The sequence below is a fragment of the Ensifer sp. 4252 genome, from assembly GCF_050434565.1.
In the GTDB taxonomy this organism is placed as follows: domain Bacteria; phylum Pseudomonadota; class Alphaproteobacteria; order Rhizobiales; family Rhizobiaceae; genus Ensifer.
Genome location: NZ_JBNDIU010000022.1, coordinates 86204 through 110391, shown reverse-complemented (window position 1 = coordinate 110391; position 24188 = coordinate 86204). Strand labels below are relative to the sequence as shown.

Here is a 24188-nt window from a genome sequence, read left to right as displayed (position 1 = left end):
CGGCAATAATCAAGCCGAAAAAGCAGGCAACGCGCCGGTCAAGGATGGTGCGCCGTCCCGGGCCCGAATTGAACCGCTGAGAACCCGGTGATTAACGGCGGGAGTTTCCCTTGGCAATCGCCGAGCTGGCGATGGAAACCGGATCGCTTGCCGGGAAGGTATCTTCTAGACCTTCGTCGAGCTGTTCTTCCATGGTTTTATGGTCATGTGCAGTCCGCGCATTGGGGATCGGGCGAAGCCCGGCAGCACTTGCGCGCGGTTGATCTGGTGCATCCAGTAATTTTTCATCGGCCCCGAGCGCGGCGGACAGACTGTCCTTTGCCCTCGCCACCGCATTCAACCTGTTCAGCGATCCTTCCGCATCCTGCGGACATGTGACCGTGACAACTTCGCCCTCGGCGCCAACGAACTCGACCGTGAAGCCGGCCTTGCCGGCGCGTTCAGCGGAAACCTGTATTCCGACGACCTGCATCAGTCTCTCCTTCTGCAAAAGCATAGATCGCCGGCGCCGATTGGCGCTGACGTCTTTGCCACCCTCCGTTTGCGTTTGCCGTACTGGCGCAAACGAGAGTCTATTCAGGGAAGTGCGCAGACGGTTGCTTTGTTCCACGGTCGGATCAGATTTGTACGGCATCCGCTGCCGGACCGATCGTCTAGAGTGCCTTAGCACCCGACATGACCGTTGCCGGGACAATCGGCGCCGGCAGATCTTTTGCGGTATCGGCGGCCTGGAAGGCCGAACCGTTCGATTTGCCGGGCGGATCCTGCCGGGTGCATTTGGCGAAGGCATCAAGCTCGCGATTGTAGACCTTCGTCTCGACATCCATCATGCCAAGCACGGTGTGGAAAAGGTTGTCGTGCGATTTCGGCTGATCTGTTTCCTTGGCAAGGCAGCTCGCGTCGACGCCCATTGCCGCCTGATACGGCTTCGAAAACCACGTGACGAAGGGAACCTGCGTCTGCTCGCGCGGCGCGATCGCATAGGGCGCGCCGTGCAGATAGATGCCGTTCTCGCCGAGGGATTCGCCGTGATCGGACATGTAGATCATCGCGCCAGAAATGGCGTTCTGATGCTTCTCAAGGAGCCGGGCAACACTTGCGAGCACGTAATCTGTATAGAGGATCGTATTGTCGTAGGCGTTGGTGATTTCCTCGACCGAGCATTTCATCAGCTCAGCCGTGCGGCAATCCGGTTTGAACTTCCGGAATCTTTCGGGATAGCGCAGATAGTAGGACGGACCATGGCTGCCGAGTTGGTGCAGGACTATGACGCTGTTCGACTTTGTCGCCGCCAGCTTCTTGTCCAGCTCGCCTAGGAAAATTTCGTCAAGGCACTCGCCATTGTTGCACAGCGGGCTGTCCTTCTGGTTCGTCATGCTGGCGAAGCTGATAAGATCGGCAATGCCCTTGCTGCCGGTATTGTTGTCCCACCACGACACGGATACGCCGGCGCGGGTCAGAACGTTCACGAGATTTTCGGTCGAGCGGGCCTTCCAGTCCGTATACTCGTTGCGCGGATAGACCGAGAACATGCAAGGAAGCGATATCGCCGTTGCCGTGCCGCAGCTTGTCGTGTCTGTGTAGTTGATCACACCGAGAGATTTGAGTTCCGGATTGGTTTCCCTGTCGTAACCGTTGAGCGAGAAGTTCATCGCCCTGGCGGTTTCACCGGCAACGACGATGACGACAACCGGCTTGGCTACCGCAGCGATACGAGGCCCCTGCCGGGCGTCGGTGCCCAGCGGCTGCACGACAATATTGCGTTCCTTGTAGGTTGAAGATGCGTATCGAACGGCAGCGGAAACTGGTCCTGTGGGATTGAATCGCTTCATCAGATCCTTGTGCTCGCGAATGACATAGGCAACGCTGGCAAAGTCCGAATAGATCAACCCGCCGCTAACGAGCAGGCACGGAATGATGAACGCTAGATTGATTGCCGCCTTGGGCAGGAAGCGCCGATGGCGGACCTTGACCCAGACGACAAACAGCGAAGGAACGACCGCGTAGAGCAGTAGATGCAGCATCAGGCTGCCGGTCAGCAGGTGGCTTGCCTCGGCTTGCGTTGTAACGGCGGCATTGCCAATCATGTCCTTGTCGACGATCACGCCGAAGTAGTCGATGAAATAGGCAGCCGACGCTGAAACGACGATGAGGAAGATCAGAACCGGCTTCATGACGTACTTCACCGAAGCCAGCGTCAAAACCGCGAAGGTTGCAAGCGCCAGTGCGGCGCCGAAGGACAGCAGCGACAGCCGCGAATGATCGAAATAGGCCGCTGCGTGCGTCCAGAATGAATTGTTGGTCATAGCTAGCAGATAGGCGCTGACGATTGCAGTGAGCGTGATGCTGCCGAGTTCTGGCCGGCGGATTTTCGTGACAATCAAAACAGTCTTCTCCTGCTGCGACTGCCAGGCCGATTTTGCTTTGCGGCCGAAGCTGTCGCGGGCATCCAGTAGAGGCGGAGCCGTGACATGCGGGCTCGCCGGTTCGACTGCAGCCTGCCCCTGCCCCGTCGAGATACGCCCGGCAAGCTGTCGAAATCCCGTCAAGATTGCTCATTGCCTCTGCGATACCCGCTTTGGTTGGCGCGCGCGGGGGAGTTGGCAGCCCTTGAGAAAGTCCATATGGTCGAACGAAGAATGGTCATGCCGAGACGACTCGATGGGCCTGCTCCTGGTTGAAGACAGTCCGCGACTGGTAGAACTGGTCGGAGAGACCATGCGCGATGCGGGCTGGCGGCTCGACGCAGTTTCGAGCGTCTCGGACGCTGAAGCTGCAATCGCGGGTCAGGAACACGACCTGATTCTGCTTGACCTCGGTCTGCCGGATGGCGATGGCCTCACACTGTTGCGCCGCGTTCGCCAGGAGTATCCGGGGCTGCCCGTCTTGATCATCACGGCGCGAGGATCGGTCGATGAGCGCATTGCCGGACTGGATGCCGGCGCCGACGACTATCTGGTCAAGCCCTTCCATCACCGGGAGCTTTTGTCGCGTTGCCGCGCGATGCTGCGGCGCAATCCGCAAGCGGTGCAGCCGGTTCTCGAGGCAGGCGCCCTGCGCTACGACCCTGCGACCGCAGATCTGACATGTGACGGCATTGTTGTGCCGCTGCCGCCGCGCGAACGCTCGCTGATCGAAATCCTGATGCGCGAAGTCGGCCGGGTCGTTCCCAAGCGCAAGCTGGAAATCGCACTTTCGGAATATGGCCAGGAGATGAGCCCCAATGCGCTGGAGCTGGCCGTTTCCAGGGTGCGCAAACGGCTGCAGGTCTATGAGACCGGCATCCAGATCGAGACCGTGCGCGGGATCGGCTATCTGCTCAGGCGGGCCTTATGAAAAGGCCGAACTCGTCGCTTATCGGCATCGTCGCCCGCCGCATCGTGGCGTTCTCGCTGCTCGCCATGGCAATCCAGATCGGCGTTGTCTTTGCGGACTACTGGTTCGACGACGACAAGCTCAGCGTTCTCATGCTGCAGCAGGAAACGGAATTGCTGGCGAGCGCCGTCCGTGTCCGCAACGGCATTGTGAGTTTCGAACCGGATCGCGAACTGAGTGAACGCTACATGGACCGCCATGATCGCGATGGCTCGATCTTCCTCAGAGTACGAACGGAGTCGGGTAAGCCGCTCTATTCAAACTGCACGACGGAATGCGCCGAGCATTTTCTTCCAATGAGCATCGACGCGCCGAATTTCTGGAAACGCGAAATTCAACCAGGCAAACCGTTCAGCGTCGCCGGTGGACAAACCTTTGAGCGTGCGGGGGCGACTGTCCTGGTCGAACTGGCGATCCTGAAGGATCCGAACGGCTTCATGTACAGCGCATTGCTGCACGAGATGTTCGATTCCATGATCGTGCCGATGACCTTGATGTTCTGCCTCGTCATCGGCGCGACGATCTGGTCAATCCGCAGTGCGCTCAAACCGGTGGCTATGGCTGCGGCGGCAGCGGATCGATTGGATCCCCGCGACAGCGGCGCTCGCCTGCCGCTCACCCGCATGCCCGAAGAGATCGCTCGCCTGGTCAATGCCGTCAACCGCATGCTGGCGCGGGTCGCCGACCTGATCCAATCCCAGAAGCTATTCTCGTCCTCCATCGCGCATGAGATCCGGACCCCCGTTTCAATCGCGAAAATGGAACTCAGCCATATCGATGACCCGCGTGCCCGCGCCGCCGAACGTGACCTCGATGCCCTCACGCATATTCTCGAGCAGTTGACCTCGCTCGCCCGGGCCGACGCCGTCGACCCTTCGGCCTATCAGTCGGCCAGTCTCTCGCAGATCGGTGCGAGCCTCGCAGAGGCGATCGTGCCCTTTGTCTTTGATCACGACAAATCGCTGGAATTCGTCGACGAAGGCACGCCTGCAGTCACGATTATCCCGGCGCTCGTCGAAAACATGCTGCGCAACCTGATCGAGAATGCGGTCAAGCATAATCCGCCGGGCACCCGCATTGTCCTGACCTGCGGTCCCGGCTCGATCGTCAGCGTCGAGGATAACGGCAAGGGGCTCGTCGATCTGCCGGAACATCACGAAGATCTCGGCTATATCAAGCGGACGGGACAGCTCGGCCTCGGCTTGAAAATCGTCCAGCGCATTAGCGAGCTGCATGATGCCCCGATCGCCTTCGAGACCGCGCCGGATCAAGGCACGAAGATTACCATCGACTTCTCTGCCGCACGATCAGATCGGGCTGAGACGTGACAACCGATCCGCCGGAGGTTCGCGCCAACATTGCTTCCGATACGGGCGCCGTGCATATATTTTAATCCGTCGCGTTTTTTTGGATGCAGATTTCCTGCCCAATTCGTCGTCATATGCTATTGGCCTGGGCAATTAGTCATTCTGCCGCCCGCGAGTTGCCATGTCGAAGGCCAGTGCCTACCTCAAGCGTTTCGTTCCATCGCTCGTTCCCGTCAGCCATATGGAGCGGCTGCGTGCGTCGCTTGGCGCGCTTGTCGGCATTCTCCTGACCGGCCTCGTCAGCACTCTGGCACTTGGCGCCGATGCCAACCTGCCCCTGCTGATCGCGCCGATGGGCGCTTCCGCAGTCCTGCTGTTCGCCGCGCCGTCCAGTCCGCTGGCACAGCCCTGGTCGATCCTCGGCGGCAATATCGTGTCGTCGCTGATCGGTGTCACCTGTGCGTTTTTCATTCCAGAACCGGTGGTCGCGGCGGCTGTCGCCGTCGGACTTGCGATCGCCGTCATGCTGCTGCTCGGCTGCCTTCATCCGCCGAGCGGCGCGGTCGCGCTGACCGCCGTACTTGGCGGCACATCGATCCATGAGGCCGGCTACTGGTTCGTGCTGTCGCCGGTTGCCATCAATTCCGCCCTCATCCTCCTCGTTGCGCTGTTGTTCAACAATGCTACCGGTCGCCGTTATCCGCACCTGGCGCCTGCCGGCAATGCGCATCGCACCGATGACCCATTGCCGATGCAGCGTCTCGGCATCGTACCGGACGACTTGCAGGCCGTGCTGGCGCAATATGGCGAGGTTGTCGCCATCAGCCCGGACGAGCTCGATACCCTTATTCATCAGGCGCAGATCCGCGCCTTCAATCGACGCTCGGGCGAGATCACCTGCGGCGAAGTCATGTCACGCGACGTCGCGACGGCGACGCCGGAAACCTCACTGCGCAAGGCCTGGCAGACATTGCTCGATCACGACATCAAGGCCTTGCCGGTGGTCACGGAAAAAGATGGCCTCGTCGGCATCATTACCCAGACCGACTTCATCAAGCATGCCATGCTGGCACCGCATGCCGGCCTCAGGCAACGCCTCGGCAACGTCATCGGTTTCGGGCCGAAGGCGCCGCGTCTGGTTTCCGAGATCATGACACGTCGCGTGCAGTCGGCACTGCCGGAAACGATGATCGCCAAGCTCGTCCCGCCGATGGCCGACATGGGCCTGCACCACATGCCTGTTGTCGACGCCGACAACCGATTGGTCGGCATCGTCACCCAATCGGACCTGATCGCCGCCCTCTTCCAGCGAAGACTGGAAAACGACGAGCGCGACGTCGCGTAGTATCCCACTTTAGCGTTGGGGCGACATACCAAGCCATCCTCTTGGAAAATGGCGGACCGATCGATCGGAGGCGCTGGCGCGCATTCATTCGATTGACTTAATCACTCGAATACTGCAATATGCGCACATGATGAAAGACAAAAATTCCCAGTCCACACCAAAACCCGATCGCGGTGACATCACGAAAGAGAAGCTGCTTTCGACCTCGATCGACGTCTTCGGACGCTACGGCTTCGACGGGGCAAGCACCCGCAAGCTGGCGGATGCGGCCGGCGTCAACCTGCAGGCAATCCCCTATTACTTCGGCGGCAAGGAAGGCCTCTACATCGCCGCCGCCGAGCATCTGGCGGCGATCATCGGCGGACATGTCGCCGATCTGCGAACCACCATCCTGGAGCGCCTGGCACGGCTTGATGCAGAAGGTGGCGCCATGAGCCCGACGGAAGCACGCGCCTTGCTAACGCAGATGGTCCAGCGGATGGTCGGCCTCTTCGTCAGCCGGCAGTCCGAAAGCTGGGCCCGCTTCATCATCCGCGAACAGATGGAGCCCACGGAAGCCTTCGCACGGGTTTATGAAAACATCATGGGGCCGATGATCGGCATGGCCGGTCGGCTGGTCGGCACGATCCTTGGCGAGGACCCGGCGTCGGAGCAGGTCCGACTGAAAACGTTGTCTTTCGTCGGCAGCATCCTCGTCTTCCGCATGGCGCATGCCGCACTGCTGCGCCAGATGCAGTGGGAGGCCGTCGGTCCTGCTGAACTTGAGATGCTGCACCGCCATGCCGCCGGCCTCGTCGAAGCGCTCGGAGAGAAGGGGGAGCGCCACCTATGAACCGGAAAGCACTCATCCCCGTCGTCGTCCTCGCCGGAGCAGTAGCCGCCGGCTGGTGGTTCGAGCTTCCCTCGCGGCTCGGATGGACCGAACAGCGGCCAGCTTCGGTGCTTTACGGCAATGTCGATATCAGGCAGGTGTCTCTCGGCTTCCGCGTCAGCGGGCGTATCGACAAACTGACTGTCGACGAGGGAGATCCGGTCAAGGCTGGTGACGTCCTCGGCAGCCTCGACGCCACGCCTTTTCAGCAGGCGGTCGACGCGGCCGAGGCTGACTTCGGTGCGCTGCGCGCCAATCTTGAAAAGCTGAAAGCCGGTGCACGCAAGACCGAGATCGCTCAGGCGCGCGCCCTCCATGAGGAGCGTCTCGCCGATCTCCAGAATTCCGAACTCGCCTATGAGCGCGCCCGGCAATTGCGGCCGAATGGCACGATTTCGCAGGCGAACCTTGACGAGGCAAGCGCCGCTCGCGCCGCGGCGGCCGCTCGCGCCACCTCCGCCCGCGAGGCACTTGCACTGCTTGAGGAAGGAAGTCGGGTCGAAGACATCGCCGCAGCAACCGCACAGGTGCAGGCTGCCGAAGCCAGGCTCGCCAGCGCGCGCACCTCGCTTTCCGATACGCAGTTACTGGCGCCGAGCGACGGCATTGTGCTTTCCCGTGTGCGCGAGCCCGGCGCGATGATTGCGCCATCGGATACGGCCTATGTGCTTTCGCTGAATGAGCCCGTCTGGGTTCGCGCCTACGTCGCCGAACCCGACCTCGGCCGCGTGCATCCCGGCATGAAGGTCGAGATCATCTCGGATACCGCCCCGGACCGGCCTTATGCGGCAACGGTAGGCTTCATTTCTCCTGTTGCCGAATTCACGCCGAAGTCGGTCGAAACACCGGAACTGCGCACCGATCTCGTCTACAGGCTGCGTATCGTGGTGACCAATCCGGGAGAAGATCTGCGCCAGGGCATGCCCGTCACCGTACGCCTGCCACCGGCTGAAGGACGCGTGCCATGACCGACGAACCCTTCGTTCGGATCTCCGGCGTGGTAAAGCGCTTTGGCGAGCGCGCGCCCGCGCTCGATCATATCGATGGCGAAATTCTTGGCGGCCGCATCACCGGTCTTGTCGGCCCTGACGGCGCTGGGAAGACGACGCTGATCAGGTTGATGACAGGCCTGATGCTGCCCGACCGGGGAAAGGTAGAGGTCCTCGGTTTCGACACCGCCAAGGACCCCGCCAGCATTCAGGCGTCCATCGGCTACATGCCGCAGCGCTTCGGCCTTTATGAAGACCTGAGCGTACAGGAGAACCTCGATCTTTATGCGGACCTCCGCGGCCTTCCGCTCGCCGAACGCACTGCGACGTACGACGAACTGCTCGAATTCACCGACCTCAAGCGCTTTACATCCCGCATGGCGGGTAAGCTTTCAGGTGGCATGAAGCAGAAGCTCGGGCTTGCCTGCGCATTGTTGCGCAAACCCCGTCTGTTGCTGCTTGATGAGCCAGGCGTCGGTGTCGACCCGATCTCTCGGCGCGATCTCTGGAAGATGGTCGAAAACCTGACGGCCTCCGGCATCGGCGTCGTCTGGTCGACAGCCTATCTCGACGAGGCGGAAGCCTGTGACGGAGTGATGTTGCTGAACGAAGGCAAGCTGCTTTTTGCTGGCGCCCCCGCCGAGTTGACGGGACGTGTCGCCGATCGTGTCTTCAAGATTTCCGGCATCACGGGACGCCGCCGCGAGGCGCTTGCGCGTTATCTTGATGAGGATGGCGTCGTCGATGGCGTCATCCAGGGTGAGGCCATCCGCCTGGTCATGGCCTCAGGGGCGGCTCCGCCATCAGCCCAGCCGGAGAAAGCCAAAGCCGCGCCGCGGGCGAGCCTCACTCCGCCCCGATTCGAAGACGCGTTCATCGACATGCTCGGGGGCGGTCCGGGCGGCCGCTCTAAACTGGCTGAGGCGCAGACGCCGTTTACCAACGAGAACGGCAAACCGGTGATCGAGGCCCATGGCCTGACAAAACGCTTTGGCGACTTCACCGCTGCCGACGACATCACCTTCGAGATTCCGCGCGGCCAGATCTTCGGGCTTCTCGGCCCCAACGGCGCCGGAAAATCGACGACCTTCAAGATGCTCTGCGGACTGTTGAAGCCGAGCGCCGGTGAAGGACGGGTCGCCGGCTTCGACTTGCGCCGGGACGCCGCCGAAGCCCGCAACCGCCTCGGTTACATGGCTCAAAAATTCTCGCTCTATGGCGATCTCAGCGTGGCGCAGAACCTGAATTTCTTTGCCGGCGTCTATGGCCTATCCGGGGAGCGCAAGAAGGAACGGACACGGTTGATGGTCGAGATTTTCGGCTTTGGCCGTCTGCTCGACATGTCCGCCAAGGACCTGCCGCTCGGCCTCAAGCAGCGCCTCGCCCTTGCCTGCGCGGTTCTGCACGAGCCTGAAGCGCTGTTCCTTGACGAGCCGACCTCTGGCGTCGACCCGATCACGCGACGCGAGTTCTGGACCCATATAAATGGCCTCGTCGAAAAGGGCGTGACCGTGCTGGTCACCACCCACTTCATGGACGAGGCCGAATATTGCGACCGGATCTCGCTCATCTATCGTGGCTGTTCTATCGCGCTGGGTTCGCCCGACGACCTGAAGAAGCAGGTGGCCGATACCGCCCACCCCGACCCGACGATGGAAGACGCCTTCATCGCCCTGGTGCAGGGATCTGAAGAAAAACAGGCCGCGGCATGAGCGCGCCCGCACCGATGGAAGCGCCGACGACCGGACGCGGACGCCGCTTTATCGCGCTGGTGCGCAAGGAGAGTTACCAGATTGTTCGCGATCCGAGCAGTATCCTCATCGCCTTCGTCCTGCCGCTGATCCTCTTGTTCCTGTTCGGCTATGGCGTATCGCTCGATACCACGCAAACACGCATAGGCCTCGTGGTGGAACAGGAGACGCCCCTGACGCGCGATCTCGCCGCGGGCTTTCAGGCATCGCGCTACTTCTCGGTCAGCCTTGGCCGCGACCGCCGCGATTTCGAGGACGATCTCGTGCTCGGGCGTATCCGCGGCCTCGTCATCATCCCTGCCCGCTTTGCTGCGGATCACGCCGCCGGACGACACCCGGCATTGCAGGTTCTCGTCGACGGCTCGGAGCCGAACACGGCCAATTTCGTGCAGAATTACGCACAGGCGACAGTCACCAACTGGGAACGCCAACGGCTCGAGGAGGATGCCGGCCGGCCACCGCCAATTTCCGCGGAGCAACGGTTCTGGTTCAATCCGGAGCTGACCAGCCGGAATTTCCTCGTGCCCGGTTCGATTGCCATCGTCATGACCCTCGTCGGCACGCTTTTGACTTCACTGGTCGTCGCGCGTGAGTGGGAGCGCGGCACGATGGAGGCGATGATGGCGACGCCTGTATCGGCGGCGGAGCTGCTCGCCGGCAAGCTGCTGCCCTATTTTCTACTCGGGCTGGCGTCGATGACGCTCTGTGTGCTCTTGGCGGTCTTTCTCTTCGGCGTACCGTTCCGGGGCTCCGTTGCAGCCCTCTACGCGCTTTCGGCGACGTTCCTGATGCCGGCGCTCGGCCAGGGGCTTTTGATTTCCGCGGCGACCAAGAACCAATTCCTGGCCTCGCAACTGGCGCTGATCTCGGCCTTCCTGCCGGCGTTTCTGCTGTCCGGATTCCTGTTCGAGATCAACTCCATGCCGACGGTCATCCAGTGGATCACCTTCATCGTGCCGGCCCGTTATCTCATTCCGAGCCTGCAGACGGTGTTTCTGGCAGGCGACATCTGGCCGATGTTCCTGCAGGCGATTGCCGTCATGCTGCTGATCGGCTGCGTCTTTTTCGCGCTCGCGGCACGAAGCACCCGCAAGAGGATCGGTTGACATGTGGTGGACCCGGCTAAAGGCGCTGATCGTCAAGGAACTGCTGGCAGTGCTGCGTGACCCCAAGGGCCGCGCAATTCTGATTGGACCGCCGATCGTGCAGCTTCTGGTCTTTTCCTACGCGGCGACGCTCGAAGTGACGAATGTCGACGTCATGGTCCTCAATCGTGACAACGGCCATTGGGGGCAAGAACTCGTCGAACGGATCGATGGCTCTCCGACGTTTCGAAGCATTGCATTCACCGACGATCAGAACGAGGTTCGCGACGCCATCGACAGGCAACGCACTATCGCCGCCCTGGAGATCGGCCCAACCTTCTCGCGCGACATAGAGGCAGGCAGGCCCGCCAAGGTCCAGATCATTCTCGACGGGCGTCGATCGAATGCATCGCAGATCGTCTCGGGCTATCTCGGACGCATCGTCGGCACGCTCGCGGCCGATACGCCGGCCGGCAAGCGCATGGCGTCGGAGGCCGTTGCGGTCGTGGCGCGAAACTGGTTCAACCCCAACCTCACCTATCAATGGTTCATGGTGCCCAATCTCGTCGCCAGCATTGCACTGTTGATCGGGCTGATCGTCACTGCGCTCTCGATCGCGCGCGAACGGGAACTCGGCACGTTCGACCAGTTGATGGTATCGCCGTTGCGCACGCATGAGATCCTGATCGGCAAGCTGATCCCGCCGATGATGATCGGGTTGTTTCACATCACGGTCTATATTCTCGCCGCCGTCTTCATCTTCGGCGTGCCGCTGCGTGGTTCGCTGTTCCTGCTCTACGGCAGTGCGGTGTTCTATCTTGCAGCCGTGGTCGGTCTCGGCCTGTTCATTTCAGCGCTGTCCATGACGCAGCAGCAGGCCATCCTCGGCGCCTTCCTGTTCATGGTGCCGGCAATGTTGCTCTCGGGCTTTGCGACGCCGATCGAGAACATGCCCGCCTGGCTGCAGCCGGTCACGCTTGTCAATCCGCTCCGTTACTTCCTGGTGATCGTGAAGGGGGTGTTCCTGAAGGATATTCCGTTGGCCGAGGTCGTGCGCCAGACGATTCCGCTCTGCGTCATCGCCTTTGTCACGCTCTCGGCCGCTTCATGGCTGTTCCGCCGCCGGTTGGAATGAATATCAGCCCTTGATGAAACGCTCGATCGCGGAGATTTCGTTCTGGCGGATGTCGTGCCCACCGGCATGCCATTCGATCTCGGTGGCCGTGCCCTGCGCTTTGAAATAGTCCGCCAAGGCCTGCGTCTGAGGCGCCGGGCAAATCGGGTCACGCTCGCCGGCCGTGATCAGCACGTGGCGCCCTGCAAGCGCTGCATTGTCCCTCGGGCGGAACGGAATCAGCGGATGCATCAGGACCGCCTTGTCGAAAAGGCCGTTCTCGATAAGCACGTTGGCAAGAATGTTCGCCCCGTTCGAGTAACCGAGGCCAATGACCTCAGACGCCTCGTGTTCGCCTGCGAGGCTCCTCACGAATTCGGCCATCTTTTTCGTTGCCCGCGACAAGTCCCCCATGTCGTAGACGCCTTCGCCGGTGCGTTTGAAGAAGCGGGCAGCGCCATGCTCCGATACGTCGCCGCGCGGCGACACGATCGTTGCTTCAGGCAGCAACTGCGTACCGAAGGTGAAGAACTGGTTTTCGTCGCCACCCGTGCCGTGGAAGACGAAGAAGATCGGATTGCCGGGCTCGCCGGCCTTCAGTTTGTGCACATAGCCATGATCGGCCATAGAAATCTCCTTATCGCTTGCTGGATGGTGGGGCATCGGCGGCGGAGCATCGCCCGGCCGCCGTGCACCTTAGGCTTCCAGCTTCTGCAGATGGTTTTCGAGAACCGGCCGCAGATGCTTGTGCTGCTGTGGCAGCTTCAGCGCCTCGCCGAGATGCGCCAGGTCCTCATCGCGGTTGAAGCCCGGCTCGTTGGTGGCAATTTCGAACAAGACCCCGCCCGGCGTGCGGAAGTAAATGGCCCAGAAATAATCGCGATCGATCACCGGGGTGACCTGGTAGCCGGTGTCCATCAGGGCCTTGCGCACTTCAAGCTGCTTTTCGCGATTGTCGACGGCAAAGGCGATGTGATGTACGGAACCCGCGCCCTGTGCCGCGCGGTTGACGTTCGGCATGGTCTCAAGGTCGATTAGACCCGCGCCGTTGCCATCAGGCATAATCAGGCGCCTGACGCCGTCCTTGCGGTCCAACTCCTCATAGCCCATGAACTTCAGAAGCTCCACCGTCGCTCCTTCGTCGCGCAGCCGCATTGCAGCCGAATGGAAGCCGCGGATCGCATGGTCCTGTGATACGCCGCCGCCGGTCCATGGGGCCCGCGGATCGTCGCGTGTTTCGACCAGCGCAAAGCCGTCACCATCAGGGCCTGCAAAGTTCAAGCGCTTTTCACCGAATGTTTCTTCATCCTTCAGCCCGGAGACGCCCAGGCTCGAAAGCCGCTCGCGCCAGAAACCGAGTGCCCCTTCGGGAACGGAAAAGACGGTGGTCCCGACTTCGCCGGTGCCGGCACGTCCGCGCGGCATTTGCGGAAAGGGGAAATAGGTCATCACCGTGCCGGGCGTGCCGGCCTCGTCGCCATAGTAGAGATGATAGACGTCGGGAGAGTCGAAGTTCACCGTCTTCTTGACGCGGCGCATGCCCAACGTCTTCGTGAAGAACTGATTGTTGGTGAAGGCGTCGTCCGCCATCGATGTAACGTGGTGCAGGCCCTTGATCTGATTGAGCATTGCCGTGATCCTTTCCGCCCGCCAAGACCGGGCTTTCTCATGACGCATAGATGCGCTCATCCGGACCGTTGCGAAAGGCGCGCGCGACCAAACGCATTGTCAACATACTGTTGACGACTGCGGAAAATCGTTGAACGAACGGCGACCGGAGGCTCCATGCCTTGTGGGTGAACCGGCTGCTGCTTAAGATCGGTATCGGCCACCTCGTGGCTGTCGGGAACGTGCGGGAGGAGGAGCCCAGACATTCCGTGAAATACCGCCTGGTCATTGCTGTCATCCTGTTGCCGTTGGCGGTCGCCGCGCTCGCCTTGCAGGGCAATGCCGTGGCCACGCGCAGCTATCTCGATGAAGCATCGGCGCAGGCAAATACGGCACTCACGCTCGCAGTGGCGGCCCTCGATGGGCACCTCAACCGCTATCAGGCTCTGCCGGCTTTGATCGCCGACCACGACGACATCCGGGAACTTGCGACCCGCCCGCGCGACCGTCGACTAAGAGAGGCCGTGAACGCCTATCTCAAGGATATCAATGCACTTCTCAATTCATCCGATATCTATGTGATCACGCCGGACGGCGACACGATTGCTGCCAGCAACTATGACGGCCCGACGAGCTTCGTCGGGCAGAATTTCAGCTATCGGCCCTACTTCCAGGAGGCCCTGCGGGGGCAGCAGTCCCGGTTCTATGCGCTCGGCACGACGTCTCTGAAACGCGGCTACTATTTCGGCTCACCAATCCGCGTGGGTGACGACATTCGCGGCGTCATTGTCTTCAAGGTCGATATCGAGAGCATCGAGGCATCCTGGCAGGGTGGCGAATACAAGATCTTCGTTTCCGACCCGGAGGGCATCATCTTCATGTCCGGCACGCCGGAATGGCTCTATGCATCCGTCCTGCCGCTGACGCCCGAGCGGCTTACGCGCACGGAGACATCGCGGCGCTACGCCAATGCGACATTGCGAGCACTGCCGCTCACGCGTGACCGCCTGACCGATCACGACCTGATGACGATCGCTTCCGGCGATACGAGCCGGGAGTACCTTCTGCTGTCGCAGTACATGGCTGATGCCGACTGGACGGTGAATGTGCTGACTGACACCGCATCCGTTCGCACCCAGGCGCTCACGACCGTCCTCGCCGCCGTCCTGCTTCTGTGCCTCACCGGACTTGCAGCCGCCATTCTCTGGCAGCGCCGCGCCCGGCTCAACGAGCGCATCTCGATGCAGGCGGAAGCGCAGGTCGAACTCGAGCGACGCGTGGACGAACGCACGGCTGACCTCGCTCGCGTCAACGTGCAGATCGAAGAGGAAGTCGCCGAACGGCGCCAGACCGAGCAGCAGTTGCGCCGGACCCAGGCCGACCTCATCCAGGCGGGCAAGCTCGCCGGTCTTGGCCAGATGTCCGCAGCGCTTTCGCACGAGTTCAACCAGCCGCTGGCGGCTGCAAAGACCTATGCCGACAGCGCAGCCTTGCTGATCGAGCGCGGGCGCGCCGACGAGGCGAGCGACAACATCCGCCGCATTTCCGGCCTGGTCGACCGGATGGCGGCAATCAGCCGGCATCTGCGCAATTTTGCGCGCAAGCCCAACGAGAAGCTGGGGCCGGTGCTGATCGAAGATGTCGTGCGCGACACGATGGAGATTGTCGCCGTCAGGCTGAAGGCGGCAGCGGCCGACATCGACATCGATCTTGGTCCAGCGCCGCTGGTGGTGCGCGCCGGTTCTGTCCGGTTGCAACAGGTGTTGGTCAATGTCATTTCCAACGCGGCCGACGCGGTCGAGGGGCTGGATGATCGCCGCATCCGGCTTCGCGCCTGGAGCGATGGCGACAAGGTCGTGCTTGCGGTCATCGACCGCGGTCCCGGCGTACCCGCAGCGATCGCCGAGCGCATCTTCGACCCGTTCTTTTCAACCAAAGGCGTTGGCAAGGGGCTGGGTCTCGGCCTGTCGATTTCCTATAACATCGTCAAGGATTTCGGCGGCAGCCTGATCGCCACGAACATTGCCGAAGGCGGTGCGGAATTCCGCATCGAACTTCCCGCCGCCGATGAGCAGGGCCAGGAGGCCGCCGAATGATCGAAAGCCGTGTGCTGCTTGTCGATGACGAAGAGGAGTTGCGCCATTCGAGTGCGCAGGCGCTGGAACTCGCCGGCTTCCGTGTCGATACATTCGCGAGCGCAGAACACGCCCTGGAGTTCATCGGCTTCAGCTTTCCCGGTGTCGTCATCAGCGATATCCGCATGCCGGGCATGGACGGGATGACCTTCCTGCAGCGCATCCGCGAGATCGACGTCGAGGTGCCGGTGATCCTTGTCACCGGCCATGGCGACGTTCAGCTTGCCGTCCGCGCCATGCGCGAAGGTGCCTATGACTTCGTCGAAAAGCCGTTCACCGCCCAGATGCTCGCCGGCACCATTCGTCGCGCGCTCGACTGGCGCGCACTGGTACTCGAAAACCGACGGCTCAAGGCGGTGGCCGGCAAGCGCGACGACATCGAGCAGCGGCTGCCCGGCCGCAGTCAGGTCATGGTCGATCTGCGCTATCGGGTCCGCGCAATCGGTGCCTCTGATGCCGACACCTTGATCATCGGCGACACCGGCGTCGGCAAGGAGGTCGTGGCCCGCACCTTGCACGATCTGAGCGGCCGGGCAAACAACCCCTTCATCGCCATCAACTGCGCAGCCCTGCCCGAAAACCTGATCGAAAGCGAGCTTTTCGGACACGAGCCCGGGGCGTTTCCGGGTGCAATCCGCCCACGCTACGGCAAGTTCGAACATGGACGCGGCGGCACTATCCTGCTCGACGAGATCGGCTCGATGCCGATCGATCTGCAGGCCAAGTTTCTGCGCGTGCTGCAGGAGCGCGTGATCACGCGGCTCGGCTCTAACGAGGTCGTGCCGCTGGACGTTCGCTTCATCGCCACCAACAAGGTGGATCTCGAGCCGGAAGTGGCCGCCGGCCGCTTCCGGCCCGACCTTCTCTATCGCCTCAATGTTGCGACGCTGCGCGTGCCGCCGCTGACGCAACGTCGTGCCGACATTCCGCTGCTGTTCCTGCAGCTCGTACGGGAATCCGCGGCTCGTTACGGCCGGGACGAAGTGGACGTGTCACAGAACCTGCTGGCCGAGATGGCGGAACGCAACTGGCCGGGTAACGTGCGCGAATTGCGTAACGCCGCCGAAAGGCTGGTGCTCGGGCTCGGGCTCGATACGACTTCCTACGAGATCGCTTCGTCCGGGCCGAATGGCAGCCGTCTGGCGGAAAAGGTCGCAGCTTTTGAAAAGGGGCTGATCGCCAACGCCATAGCCACCCACGGTGGCGCCCTGAAGCCGGTCTACGAGTCGCTCGGCATCTCCCGGAAAACGCTCTACGAAAAGATGCAGAAATTCGGGCTGGACAAGAAACTCATTGCGACGGACCTGTCCGGCGAAGGCGACGGGCGTTAACGCTGGCGACCAGGCGGCGACGGCGGACGTCGTGCACATGGTGTCCCCGCAATACCGCGTACCCGCACCACTGCTGCGCCCAATCAAAACGAGAACAGGGGCGCGGATGCCGCGCCCCTGCAAAGCAATGGCAAGGTTCTCGCCTTAGACGTTGAAAGCGGCCCCGATCAGCGTCTTGGTGTAAGGCTCCTTCGGGGCAACGAAGATCGCGTCCGTATCGCCTTCTTCGACGATCTTGCCGTTCTTCATGACGATCACGTAATCCGACATCGCCTTCACCACCGAAAGATCGTGGCTGATGAAGATGTAGGACAGGCCATGCGAGCGCTGCAAATCGCGCAGAAGTTCGATCACCTGACCTTGCACCGAACGGTCCAGTGCCGATGTCGGCTCGTCGAGAATGACGACCTTCGGCTTCAGGATCACCGCCCGCGCAATCGCGATGCGCTGCCGCTGGCCACCCGAAAATTCGTGCGGATAGCGGTTGCGCGACGCCGGGTCGAGCCCGACTTCCTTGAGCGCCTCGATGGCGCGACGATCGCGGTCGGCACGGCTGAGCGCGGGCTCGTGCACCTGGAGACCTTCGGTGATGATTTCACCAACGGTCCGGCGCGGCGAGAGCGAGCCGTAGGGGTCCTGGAACACCAGCTGCAGCGCCCGCCTGAGCGGACGCATCTGGCCGCGGTCGAAGCCGGAGATGTCAGTCGTTCCGAAGCGGTAGTAGCCGCTGCTCGGCAGAAGCCGCAGCAAGGCACGCCCGAGCGTCGACTTGCCGGAGCCGGATTCGCCGACCACGCCGATCGTCTGACCTTCGCGAAGCCGCAGGGTGACCTTGTCGACCGCGCGGAAGACGGCATTGCCGCGGGTGAAGAACCCGCCGCCGATCGAGTAATCGACCGAGACGTCCCGCCCTTCAAGGATGATCGGCGCGTTATCTGACGGCGGTGCCTTGCGGCCGCTCGGTTCGGCAGCAAGCAGCATCTTCGTGTAGTCGGCCTGCGGCCGCTCGAAGATGTCGGCGGTCGTGCCCTGCTCGACCACTTCGCCGCGGCGCATCACCGCGACGCGCTCGGCAAAATGCTTGACGATGCCGAGGTCGTGCGTGATCAGCACAATCGCCATGCCGAAGCGCTTCTGCAGCGACTTCAGGAGATCGAGGATCTGTGCCTGGATCGTGACGTCGAGTGCTGTCGTCGGCTCGTCGGCGATCAAGAGGTCAGGCTCGTTGGCAAGCGCCATCGCGATCATCACACGCTGGCGCTGGCCGCCCGAAAGCTCGTGCGGATAGCTGTCGATGCGTCGGCCCGGTTCCGGGATGCCGACCAGTTCGAGCAGTTCCAGCACGCGCTTGCGCGCCTGCTTGAATGTGCCGCCGCGGTGATGGACGATCGGTTCGGCAATCTGCCGGCCGATCGTATACAGCGGATCGAGCGACGTCATCGGCTCCTGGAAGATCATGGTGATCTTGGAACCGCGCACGCCGTTGAGCGCCTTGGGCGAAAGCCCCACCAGCTCCTGGCCGCGATAGCGGGCAGAACCGGTGACGGTGCCGTTCTTGGCGAGCAGCCCCATGATGCCCATCATCGTCTGGCTCTTGCCGGAGCCGGACTCGCCGACGACCGCAAGTGTCTCGCCGGTGCGCACATCGAGGTCGATGCCCTTGACCGCTTCGACCGTACCGTCCGGCGTCGAGAAGTTCACCTTGAGGCCGCGCACGGCCAGAATGGTTTCGTTGATGTCTGCCATATCAGCGGTCCTTCGGGTCGAGCGCGTCGCGCAGGCCGTCGCCGACGAAGTTCAACGAGAACAGCGTCAGAACAAAGAAGATGGCCGGGAAGATCAGCAGCCAGGGTGCCGACTGGATGTTGTTGGCGCCTTCAGAAATCAACGCTCCCCAGCTCGTCAGCGGCGCCTGAACGCCAAGGCCAAGGAAGGAGAGGAAGCTCTCGAGCAGGATCACCTTCGGCACGACGACCGTGACGAAAACGATGACCGGACCGATGGTGTTCGGAATGATGTGCCGGCGGATGATCTGCCAGTCCGTCAGACCGAGCGCCTGGGCCGCACCGACGAACTCCCGTCGTTTCAGCGCCAGCGTCTGACCGCGCACGATACGTGCCATATCCAGCCATTCGACCGCGCCGATCACCAGGAAGATCAGGATGAACGAGCGCCCGAAGAAGACCACGAGCACGACGACGAGGAACACGAAGGGTAGAGAATACATGATCTCCACCAGTCGCATCATGACGTTGTCGACGCGGCCGCCGATATAACCCGACGTCGCGCCGTAGACGACGCCGATGCCGAGCGACACAAGACTTGCCAAAAGACCGACGGCAATCGAGATCTGGCCCCCGAGCATGACGCGGACCAGGAGGTCGCGGCCGTTCGAATCGGTGCCGAACGGGAAATACTCGCGGTTCACCTGGCCGGTCACCTTGAGGCTACGACCTTCGTCCTCGGTTGCCACGACCTGGGTGTCGCGGAACTCGTTGGCGCGATCGAAGTAGCGCGTCGCGCGCGCATCGATCGGCTGCTCCGAGGTGATCGTCGCGGTGAAGGTCTCACCGTCGATGTTGAACTCCTTGAGCGTGACGCGGGCACGGGTCGCGATCCCTTCCATCACGCCTTGCAGGGTGGACGTATCCGGGCGCGGCTCGAGGCTCGGGCCGATATTCACGTAGGACGGGAACACCTGATCATAGGTGTGCGGCACAAACAGCGGCCCCAGGAACGAGAATACCGCGATGAGGGCCAGCATGATGCAGCCAGCCATGGCCGCACGGTTGCGCTTGAAGCGCATGGCCGCCAGCTGGAAGAGGCTGCGCCCCTTGGTTTCCGGCGTTGCCGCCGGTGTCTGGACGATATCAGTCATGGCGAACCCTCGGATCGAGCAGGCCGTAGAGAATGTCGACCAAAAGATTGAAAACGATAACGAAGATGGCGACGAGAATGACCGTACCCATCACCAGCGTATAATCGCGGTTGATCGCCCCGAGGACGAAGTAGCGACCGACGCCCGGAATGGTAAAGATCGTCTCGACCACGGCCGAACCGGTGAGCAATGCCGCCGCGCAAGGTGCGAGATAGGAGACGACAGGCAGCATCGCACCGCGCATGGCGTGGGTGATGACGACTGTCCTTGCCGGGAGGCCGTAGGCCTTGGCGGTGCGGATATGGTCGGTGTGCAGCGCCTCGATCATCGAACCGCGGGTAAGGCGCGCAAAGACCGCGAGCTGCGGCAGTGCGAGCGCGATCATCGGCAGGATCAGGAAGCGCATCGAACCGTCGCCCCAACCGCCGGCCGGCAACCAGGCCAGGACAATGGCGAAGACTAGCGTCAAGACAGGGCCGACGACGAAGTTCGGTACGGTGACGCCGAGCGTCGAGACCGACATGATCGTGAAGTCGAGGATACTGTTTTGCCTAAGCGCTGCGATCGTGCCGGCGATAACGCCGCCGATTACGGCGAACAGCAGCGCGTACAGGCCGAGCTCCATCGAATAGGGCAAGCCCTTGCCGATCAGCTGCGCGACGTTGTTATCCTTGTAGATGTAGCTCGGGCCAAAGTCGCCGGTCACTGCATTGCTGAGATAGTGAACGTATTGGCGCCACAGGGGCTGGTCGAGCTGATACGTCGCCATCAGGTTCGCCATCGTTTGCGGCGGAAGGGGACGCTCGAGGTTGAAGGGGCCGCCTGGGGCAAACCGCATCAGGAAAAAGGAAATGGTGACGACGATAAACAGGGTCGGCACCGCACTCGCCAATCGGCGAAGGATGAAGGAAATCATTGACGTGCTCCGGAGGCGACGCGCGGCCTTTTCGCCGCGCGTCGTCCCTGTTCGTTATTCGGCGACGCTCAAGAACCGGCTCAGGTGCTGGTTCGGCGAGTTGTCCTGCCAGCCCTTGACGCGGTCCGAAACCAGCCACAGGTCGGCCTGGGTCAGAAGCGGAGCGATCGGCTGTTCCTTCATCAGCAGGGCTTCGGCTTCATGCAGCAGCTTGGAGCGAGCTGCCGGATCCTGCTCCTCGTAGGACTTCTTCATCAGGCCGTCGAATTCAGCGTTTTCGAAGTGGCCGTAGTTGAAGGTCTTGTTGGAGCTGAGGCTGAGAGCGAGGAAGTTCTCGGCATCGGCGTAGTCGGCAACCCAGCCGGCGCGCGCAACGTTGAACTTGCCGCCTTCCTGCAGGTAGGCGTAGTGCGAGGACACGTCGAGGTTCACCAGCGACACCTTGGCGCCGAAGGTGTTCTTCCACATGTCGGCAACAGCCGTTGCAACGCGCTCGTGGTTCGGGTTGGTGTTGTAGCGCAGCTCGATTTCGAGCGGCTTGCCGCCTTCGCCGTAACCAGCTTCCTTCATCAAAGCCAGTGCCTTGTCTTCGCGATCGAGCTGCGACAGGGTGCCGAACTCGGCCTTGGACGGGTCGCCATAGCTCTCGATGCCTGGGGGCACCATCGAGTATGCCGGCAGCTGCGAACCGGCGTAGATTTCCTTGGCAAGGAAGTCACGGTCGACAGCCATCGAAAGGGCCTGGCGAACGCGAACGTCGCTATAGGGCTCCTGGCGGGTATCGAAGGCGTAGTAGTAGGTCGCGAGCGTCGGCGAAACGTGGACCTGTTCACCATGGGACTTGCGCAGACGATCGAGCTGATCGGCCGAGAAGTTGTAGGCGAGATCCATTTCCTTGGCTTCGAAACGGCGAACCGAAGCGGCCTGGTCGTCGATCGGGTAGAAGATGACCTTGTCGAGCTTGACGTTGGCGGCATCCCAGTAGTTGGGGTTCTTGACGGCGGTCAGGCTGTCGTTCGGAACGTGCGCGGAGAGCGTGAACGCGCCGTTCGAAACCATGACGCCGGGCTTGACGAAGTCCGCGCCGTTCTTTTCAACGCTTGCCTTGCTGACCGGAAGTGCCGTCTGGTGCGCAAGCAGTTCGAGGAAGAACGGGGTCGGGCGCTCAAGCGTGATTTCAAGCGTCTTTTCGTCGACAGCCTTCATGCCGAGCTGGTCGGTCGGCAGTTCGCCCTTGTTGACCTTTTCGGCATTCTTGATCGGGAAGAGAATGTTGGCGTAGCCGGCCGCGACCTTCGGGTCTTCGACGCGGCGGAACGAGAAGACGAAATCTTCTGCCGTTACCTGCGAACCGTCGGACCACTTCGCGTCAGCGCGCAGCTTGAAGGTATAGACGGTACCGTCGTCCGAAAGCTCCCACGTTTCGGCTGCACCCGGGACGATCTTGCCAGCGGCGTCATAGATCGTCAGGCCTTCGTAGAGATCCTTGAGGATGAACTCTTCGATGTTGATCGACGTATGGGCCTGGTCCAGCGTCTGCGGCTCACCGGCGTTGCCACGATGCAGGACAGCTTCGGCAAGAGCCGGGCTTGCTCCGATGAGCAACGAGCCGATCAGCGCGGCGGCGCTTAGGTTGAGTTTCAGTGAGGCCATTTTGTTTCTCTCCTTCCCCTTTTTTGGGTTTGTGATCGCAGGAGAGAAGTGCAAATCTTTCTCGAACGCAAGGCGGATTCTGCAACCCGCTGCATCTTTATCTATAGAGCCATATTTTTACGAAATCTCAGGTTGTATTTCGTTTGCGATCATTTTCGTCGTTTTTGCGACGCAGGTGTGACAACCGGGCGGCAATCCACGCGTTTCTACTGCAACGTTTTAGATGCGAGCGCCGCTCTGTCTCCAGGACGGCAAGAATCGGCCCTGATGCAAACTTTGTGAATTCAAGGCGCAGTTTACGTAATGTGCGGAAATAAATGGAGCCTTTGCCGCAATCTTCTTGCAGAGCGTTCACCCAGCAGCGACACTGTGTTTCCCTATAGGTGTTTTCAGGCTCGGTGCAACCCGCCATCGGCACGCGGAAAAGTGGTATTGACCTTCCCCGACCCGCTCGTCCCTGGCGCACCACTAGAAAGCGAAACGGTTAGATCCGCTCTGTTGCATCCAGTCCACAGTAAAATCGATTGAAGCGCGTTCGGTACCCCTCGCAGGCCGCCCTTCGACCGTTGCCAAACCACTTTGATGAACTATTGTGCGCCAGACTTCGGTGGGCGCGACCATTTCGCACGCGTTGTCACGTCGCACGAGAAATCCGGCCATCGACTTTGCGTCGATGCAAGCACGTGCGGCGCCTCGCCGGACCAATTTTCGTGGCGCACAAGGCTGCGCCGAAACACTAAAGGGAGATATCGAATGGCATTGATCACATTGCGGCAACTGCTCGACCATGCGGCGGAGAACGACTACGCGCTGCCGGCGTTCAATGTGAACAATCTCGAATACATTCAGGCCGTCATGCGCGCAGCTGACGCGACTGATTCTCCCGTCATCCTACAGGCAAGCCGCGGCGCTCGCTCCTATGCGGGCGATGCGTTCCTACGCCATCTCATCCTGGGTGCGGCAGAAGAATATCCCCACATTCCGGTTTGTCTGCATCTCGATCACGGCGACCAGCCGTCGACCTGCATCTCGGCAATCACCAACGGCTTTACCTCCGTCATGATGGACGGTTCGCTGGAAAAAGACGGTAAGACTGTCGCCAGCTATGAATACAATGTCGCCGTCACGGCAGAAGTCGTGAAGATCGCCCATGCGGCCGGCGTCTCCGTCGAAGGCGAACTCGGCTGCCTCGGCAACCTGGAAACCGGCGCCGGCGACAAGGAAGACGGCCACGGCTTCGAAGGCAAGCTGTCACGTGAGGAGTTGCTGACCGATCCGGAGCAGGCTTTCGACTTCGTCACCAAGACTGGCGTCGACGCGCTGGCGGTTGCCATCGGCACGAGCCATGGCGCCTACAAGTTCACTCGCGAGCCGGATGGCGACATCCTGTCGATCGAAACGATCGCCAAGATCAACAAGCGCCTGCCGAACACGCACCTCGTCATGCATGGCTCGTCCTCCGTTCCGAAGGACCTGCAGGATCTGTTCAACACCTATGGCGGCAAGATGAAGCCGACCTGGGGCGTTCCGGTGTCGGAAATCCAGAAGGCGATTCCGCTCGGCGTCCGCAAGGTCAACATCGACACCGACCTGCGTCTGGCCATGACCGGTACGATCCGCAAGAACTTCGCTGAAAACCCCGAGAATTTCGACCCGCGCACCTATCTGAAGCCGGCAACAGCTCTCATGACCGAGGTTTGCAGGGAGCGTTTCGAAGCCTTCCGCACCGCCGGCAAGGCATCGAAGATCCGCACCCTGCGCCTGCCGGAGATGGCAAAGCGCTACGCAGCAGCCTGATCCACGAACCGCCCCGCCCCTGTTCCCAACGGA

The 24188-nt window shown here is 61.5% G+C and carries 19 protein-coding genes; 11 read left to right on the top strand and 8 right to left on the bottom strand.

What is annotated here, in order from left to right; genetic code table 11:
- Positions 1-91: 91 nt before the first annotated feature.
- Positions 92-472: a hypothetical protein gene (locus tag ABIE33_RS28955; RefSeq protein ID WP_429131474.1), complete on the bottom strand. Its 381-nt coding sequence runs from the start codon at positions 470-472 to the stop codon at positions 92-94.
- Positions 473-653: 181 nt separating this feature from the next.
- Positions 654-2384, bottom strand: a complete 1731-nt coding sequence (locus tag ABIE33_RS28950) for a phosphoethanolamine transferase (protein WP_429131500.1) — start codon at positions 2382-2384, stop codon at positions 654-656.
- 277 nt (positions 2385-2661) lie between these two features.
- Between ABIE33_RS28950 and ABIE33_RS28945 the strand changes: the two genes are divergently transcribed.
- The 8 genes from ABIE33_RS28945 (at position 2662) to ABIE33_RS28910 (ending at position 11858) form a co-directional block, all read left to right on the top strand.
- Complete coding sequence (locus ABIE33_RS28945; RefSeq protein WP_429131472.1) at positions 2662-3336, top strand: response regulator transcription factor; 675 nt, start codon at positions 2662-2664, stop codon at positions 3334-3336.
- Positions 3333-4703 carry a sensor histidine kinase gene (locus ABIE33_RS28940; RefSeq protein ID WP_429131469.1) on the top strand — a complete coding sequence of 457 codons (1371 nt, stop codon included), beginning with the start codon at positions 3333-3335 and terminating at the stop codon, positions 4701-4703. Before ABIE33_RS28945 ends, ABIE33_RS28940 begins: the two co-directional genes overlap by 4 nt.
- A 160-nt stretch (positions 4704-4863) precedes the next feature.
- Positions 4864-6027: an HPP family protein gene (locus ABIE33_RS28935; RefSeq protein ID WP_429131467.1), complete on the top strand. Its 1164-nt coding sequence runs from the start codon at positions 4864-4866 to the stop codon at positions 6025-6027.
- 127 nt (positions 6028-6154) lie between these two features.
- A complete protein-coding gene (locus tag ABIE33_RS28930; protein WP_429131465.1) occupies positions 6155-6859 on the top strand; it encodes a CerR family C-terminal domain-containing protein in 705 nt (234 codons plus the stop codon).
- A complete protein-coding gene (gene hlyD, locus ABIE33_RS28925) occupies positions 6856-7866 on the top strand; it encodes a secretion protein HlyD (RefSeq protein WP_429131463.1) in 1011 nt (336 codons plus the stop codon). Before ABIE33_RS28930 ends, hlyD begins: the two co-directional genes overlap by 4 nt.
- Positions 7863-9599: an ATP-binding cassette domain-containing protein gene (locus ABIE33_RS28920; protein WP_429131461.1), complete on the top strand. Its 1737-nt coding sequence runs from the start codon at positions 7863-7865 to the stop codon at positions 9597-9599. Before hlyD ends, ABIE33_RS28920 begins: the two co-directional genes overlap by 4 nt.
- Positions 9596-10744 (top strand): ABC transporter permease, encoded by a 1149-nt coding sequence (locus ABIE33_RS28915; RefSeq protein WP_429131459.1) that lies wholly within the window; start codon positions 9596-9598, stop codon positions 10742-10744. Before ABIE33_RS28920 ends, ABIE33_RS28915 begins: the two co-directional genes overlap by 4 nt.
- A gap of 1 nt (position 10745) precedes the next feature.
- Positions 10746-11858: an ABC transporter permease gene (locus ABIE33_RS28910; RefSeq protein WP_429131457.1), complete on the top strand. Its 1113-nt coding sequence runs from the start codon at positions 10746-10748 to the stop codon at positions 11856-11858.
- 3 nt (positions 11859-11861) lie between these two features.
- On the opposite strand, the gene ABIE33_RS28905 is transcribed toward ABIE33_RS28910, so the two are convergent.
- Together ABIE33_RS28905 and ABIE33_RS28900 are read right to left on the bottom strand one after the other, a co-directional pair.
- Positions 11862-12464 (bottom strand): alpha/beta hydrolase, encoded by a 603-nt coding sequence (locus tag ABIE33_RS28905; protein WP_429131455.1) that lies wholly within the window; start codon positions 12462-12464, stop codon positions 11862-11864.
- Between the two features lie 69 nt (positions 12465-12533).
- Complete coding sequence (locus ABIE33_RS28900) at positions 12534-13466, bottom strand: VOC family protein (protein ID WP_429131453.1); 933 nt, start codon at positions 13464-13466, stop codon at positions 12534-12536.
- A gap of 248 nt (positions 13467-13714) precedes the next feature.
- Here ABIE33_RS28900 and ABIE33_RS28895 point away from each other — a divergent pair, with 248 nt between their 5' ends.
- Positions 13715-15541, top strand: coding sequence for a sensor histidine kinase (locus ABIE33_RS28895; RefSeq protein WP_429131450.1), 1827 nt, complete (start codon positions 13715-13717; stop codon positions 15539-15541).
- Complete coding sequence (locus tag ABIE33_RS28890; RefSeq protein WP_429131448.1) at positions 15538-16911, top strand: sigma-54-dependent transcriptional regulator; 1374 nt, start codon at positions 15538-15540, stop codon at positions 16909-16911. The genes ABIE33_RS28895 and ABIE33_RS28890 overlap by 4 nt, the downstream gene beginning before the upstream one ends.
- Positions 16912-17055: 144 nt before the next feature.
- Here the strand turns inward: ABIE33_RS28890 and ABIE33_RS28885 are convergent, their stop codons facing one another.
- Genes ABIE33_RS28885 through ABIE33_RS28870 form a run of 4 tightly spaced genes read right to left on the bottom strand, consistent with a single transcriptional unit; the run spans position 17056 to position 22358 of the window.
- Entirely contained in the window at positions 17056-18657 is a 1602-nt protein-coding gene (locus tag ABIE33_RS28885; protein ID WP_429131446.1) for an ABC transporter ATP-binding protein, read from the bottom strand.
- Between the two features lies 1 nt (position 18658).
- Entirely contained in the window at positions 18659-19789 is a 1131-nt protein-coding gene (locus ABIE33_RS28880; RefSeq protein ID WP_429131443.1) for an ABC transporter permease, read from the bottom strand.
- On the bottom strand, positions 19782-20705 hold the full coding sequence (gene oppB / locus ABIE33_RS28875; RefSeq protein ID WP_429131442.1) for an oligopeptide ABC transporter permease OppB: 924 nt from the start codon (positions 20703-20705) through the stop codon (positions 19782-19784). The genes ABIE33_RS28880 and oppB overlap by 8 nt, the downstream gene beginning before the upstream one ends.
- Before the next feature lie 54 nt (positions 20706-20759).
- Positions 20760-22358, bottom strand: a complete 1599-nt coding sequence (locus ABIE33_RS28870; protein WP_429131440.1) for a peptide ABC transporter substrate-binding protein — start codon at positions 22356-22358, stop codon at positions 20760-20762.
- A 753-nt stretch (positions 22359-23111) separates the two neighbouring features.
- Between ABIE33_RS28870 and fba the strand changes: the two genes are divergently transcribed.
- Positions 23112-24155 (top strand): class II fructose-bisphosphate aldolase, encoded by a 1044-nt coding sequence (gene fba, locus ABIE33_RS28865; protein ID WP_057211221.1) that lies wholly within the window; start codon positions 23112-23114, stop codon positions 24153-24155.
- Positions 24156-24188: the final 33 nt, after the last annotated feature.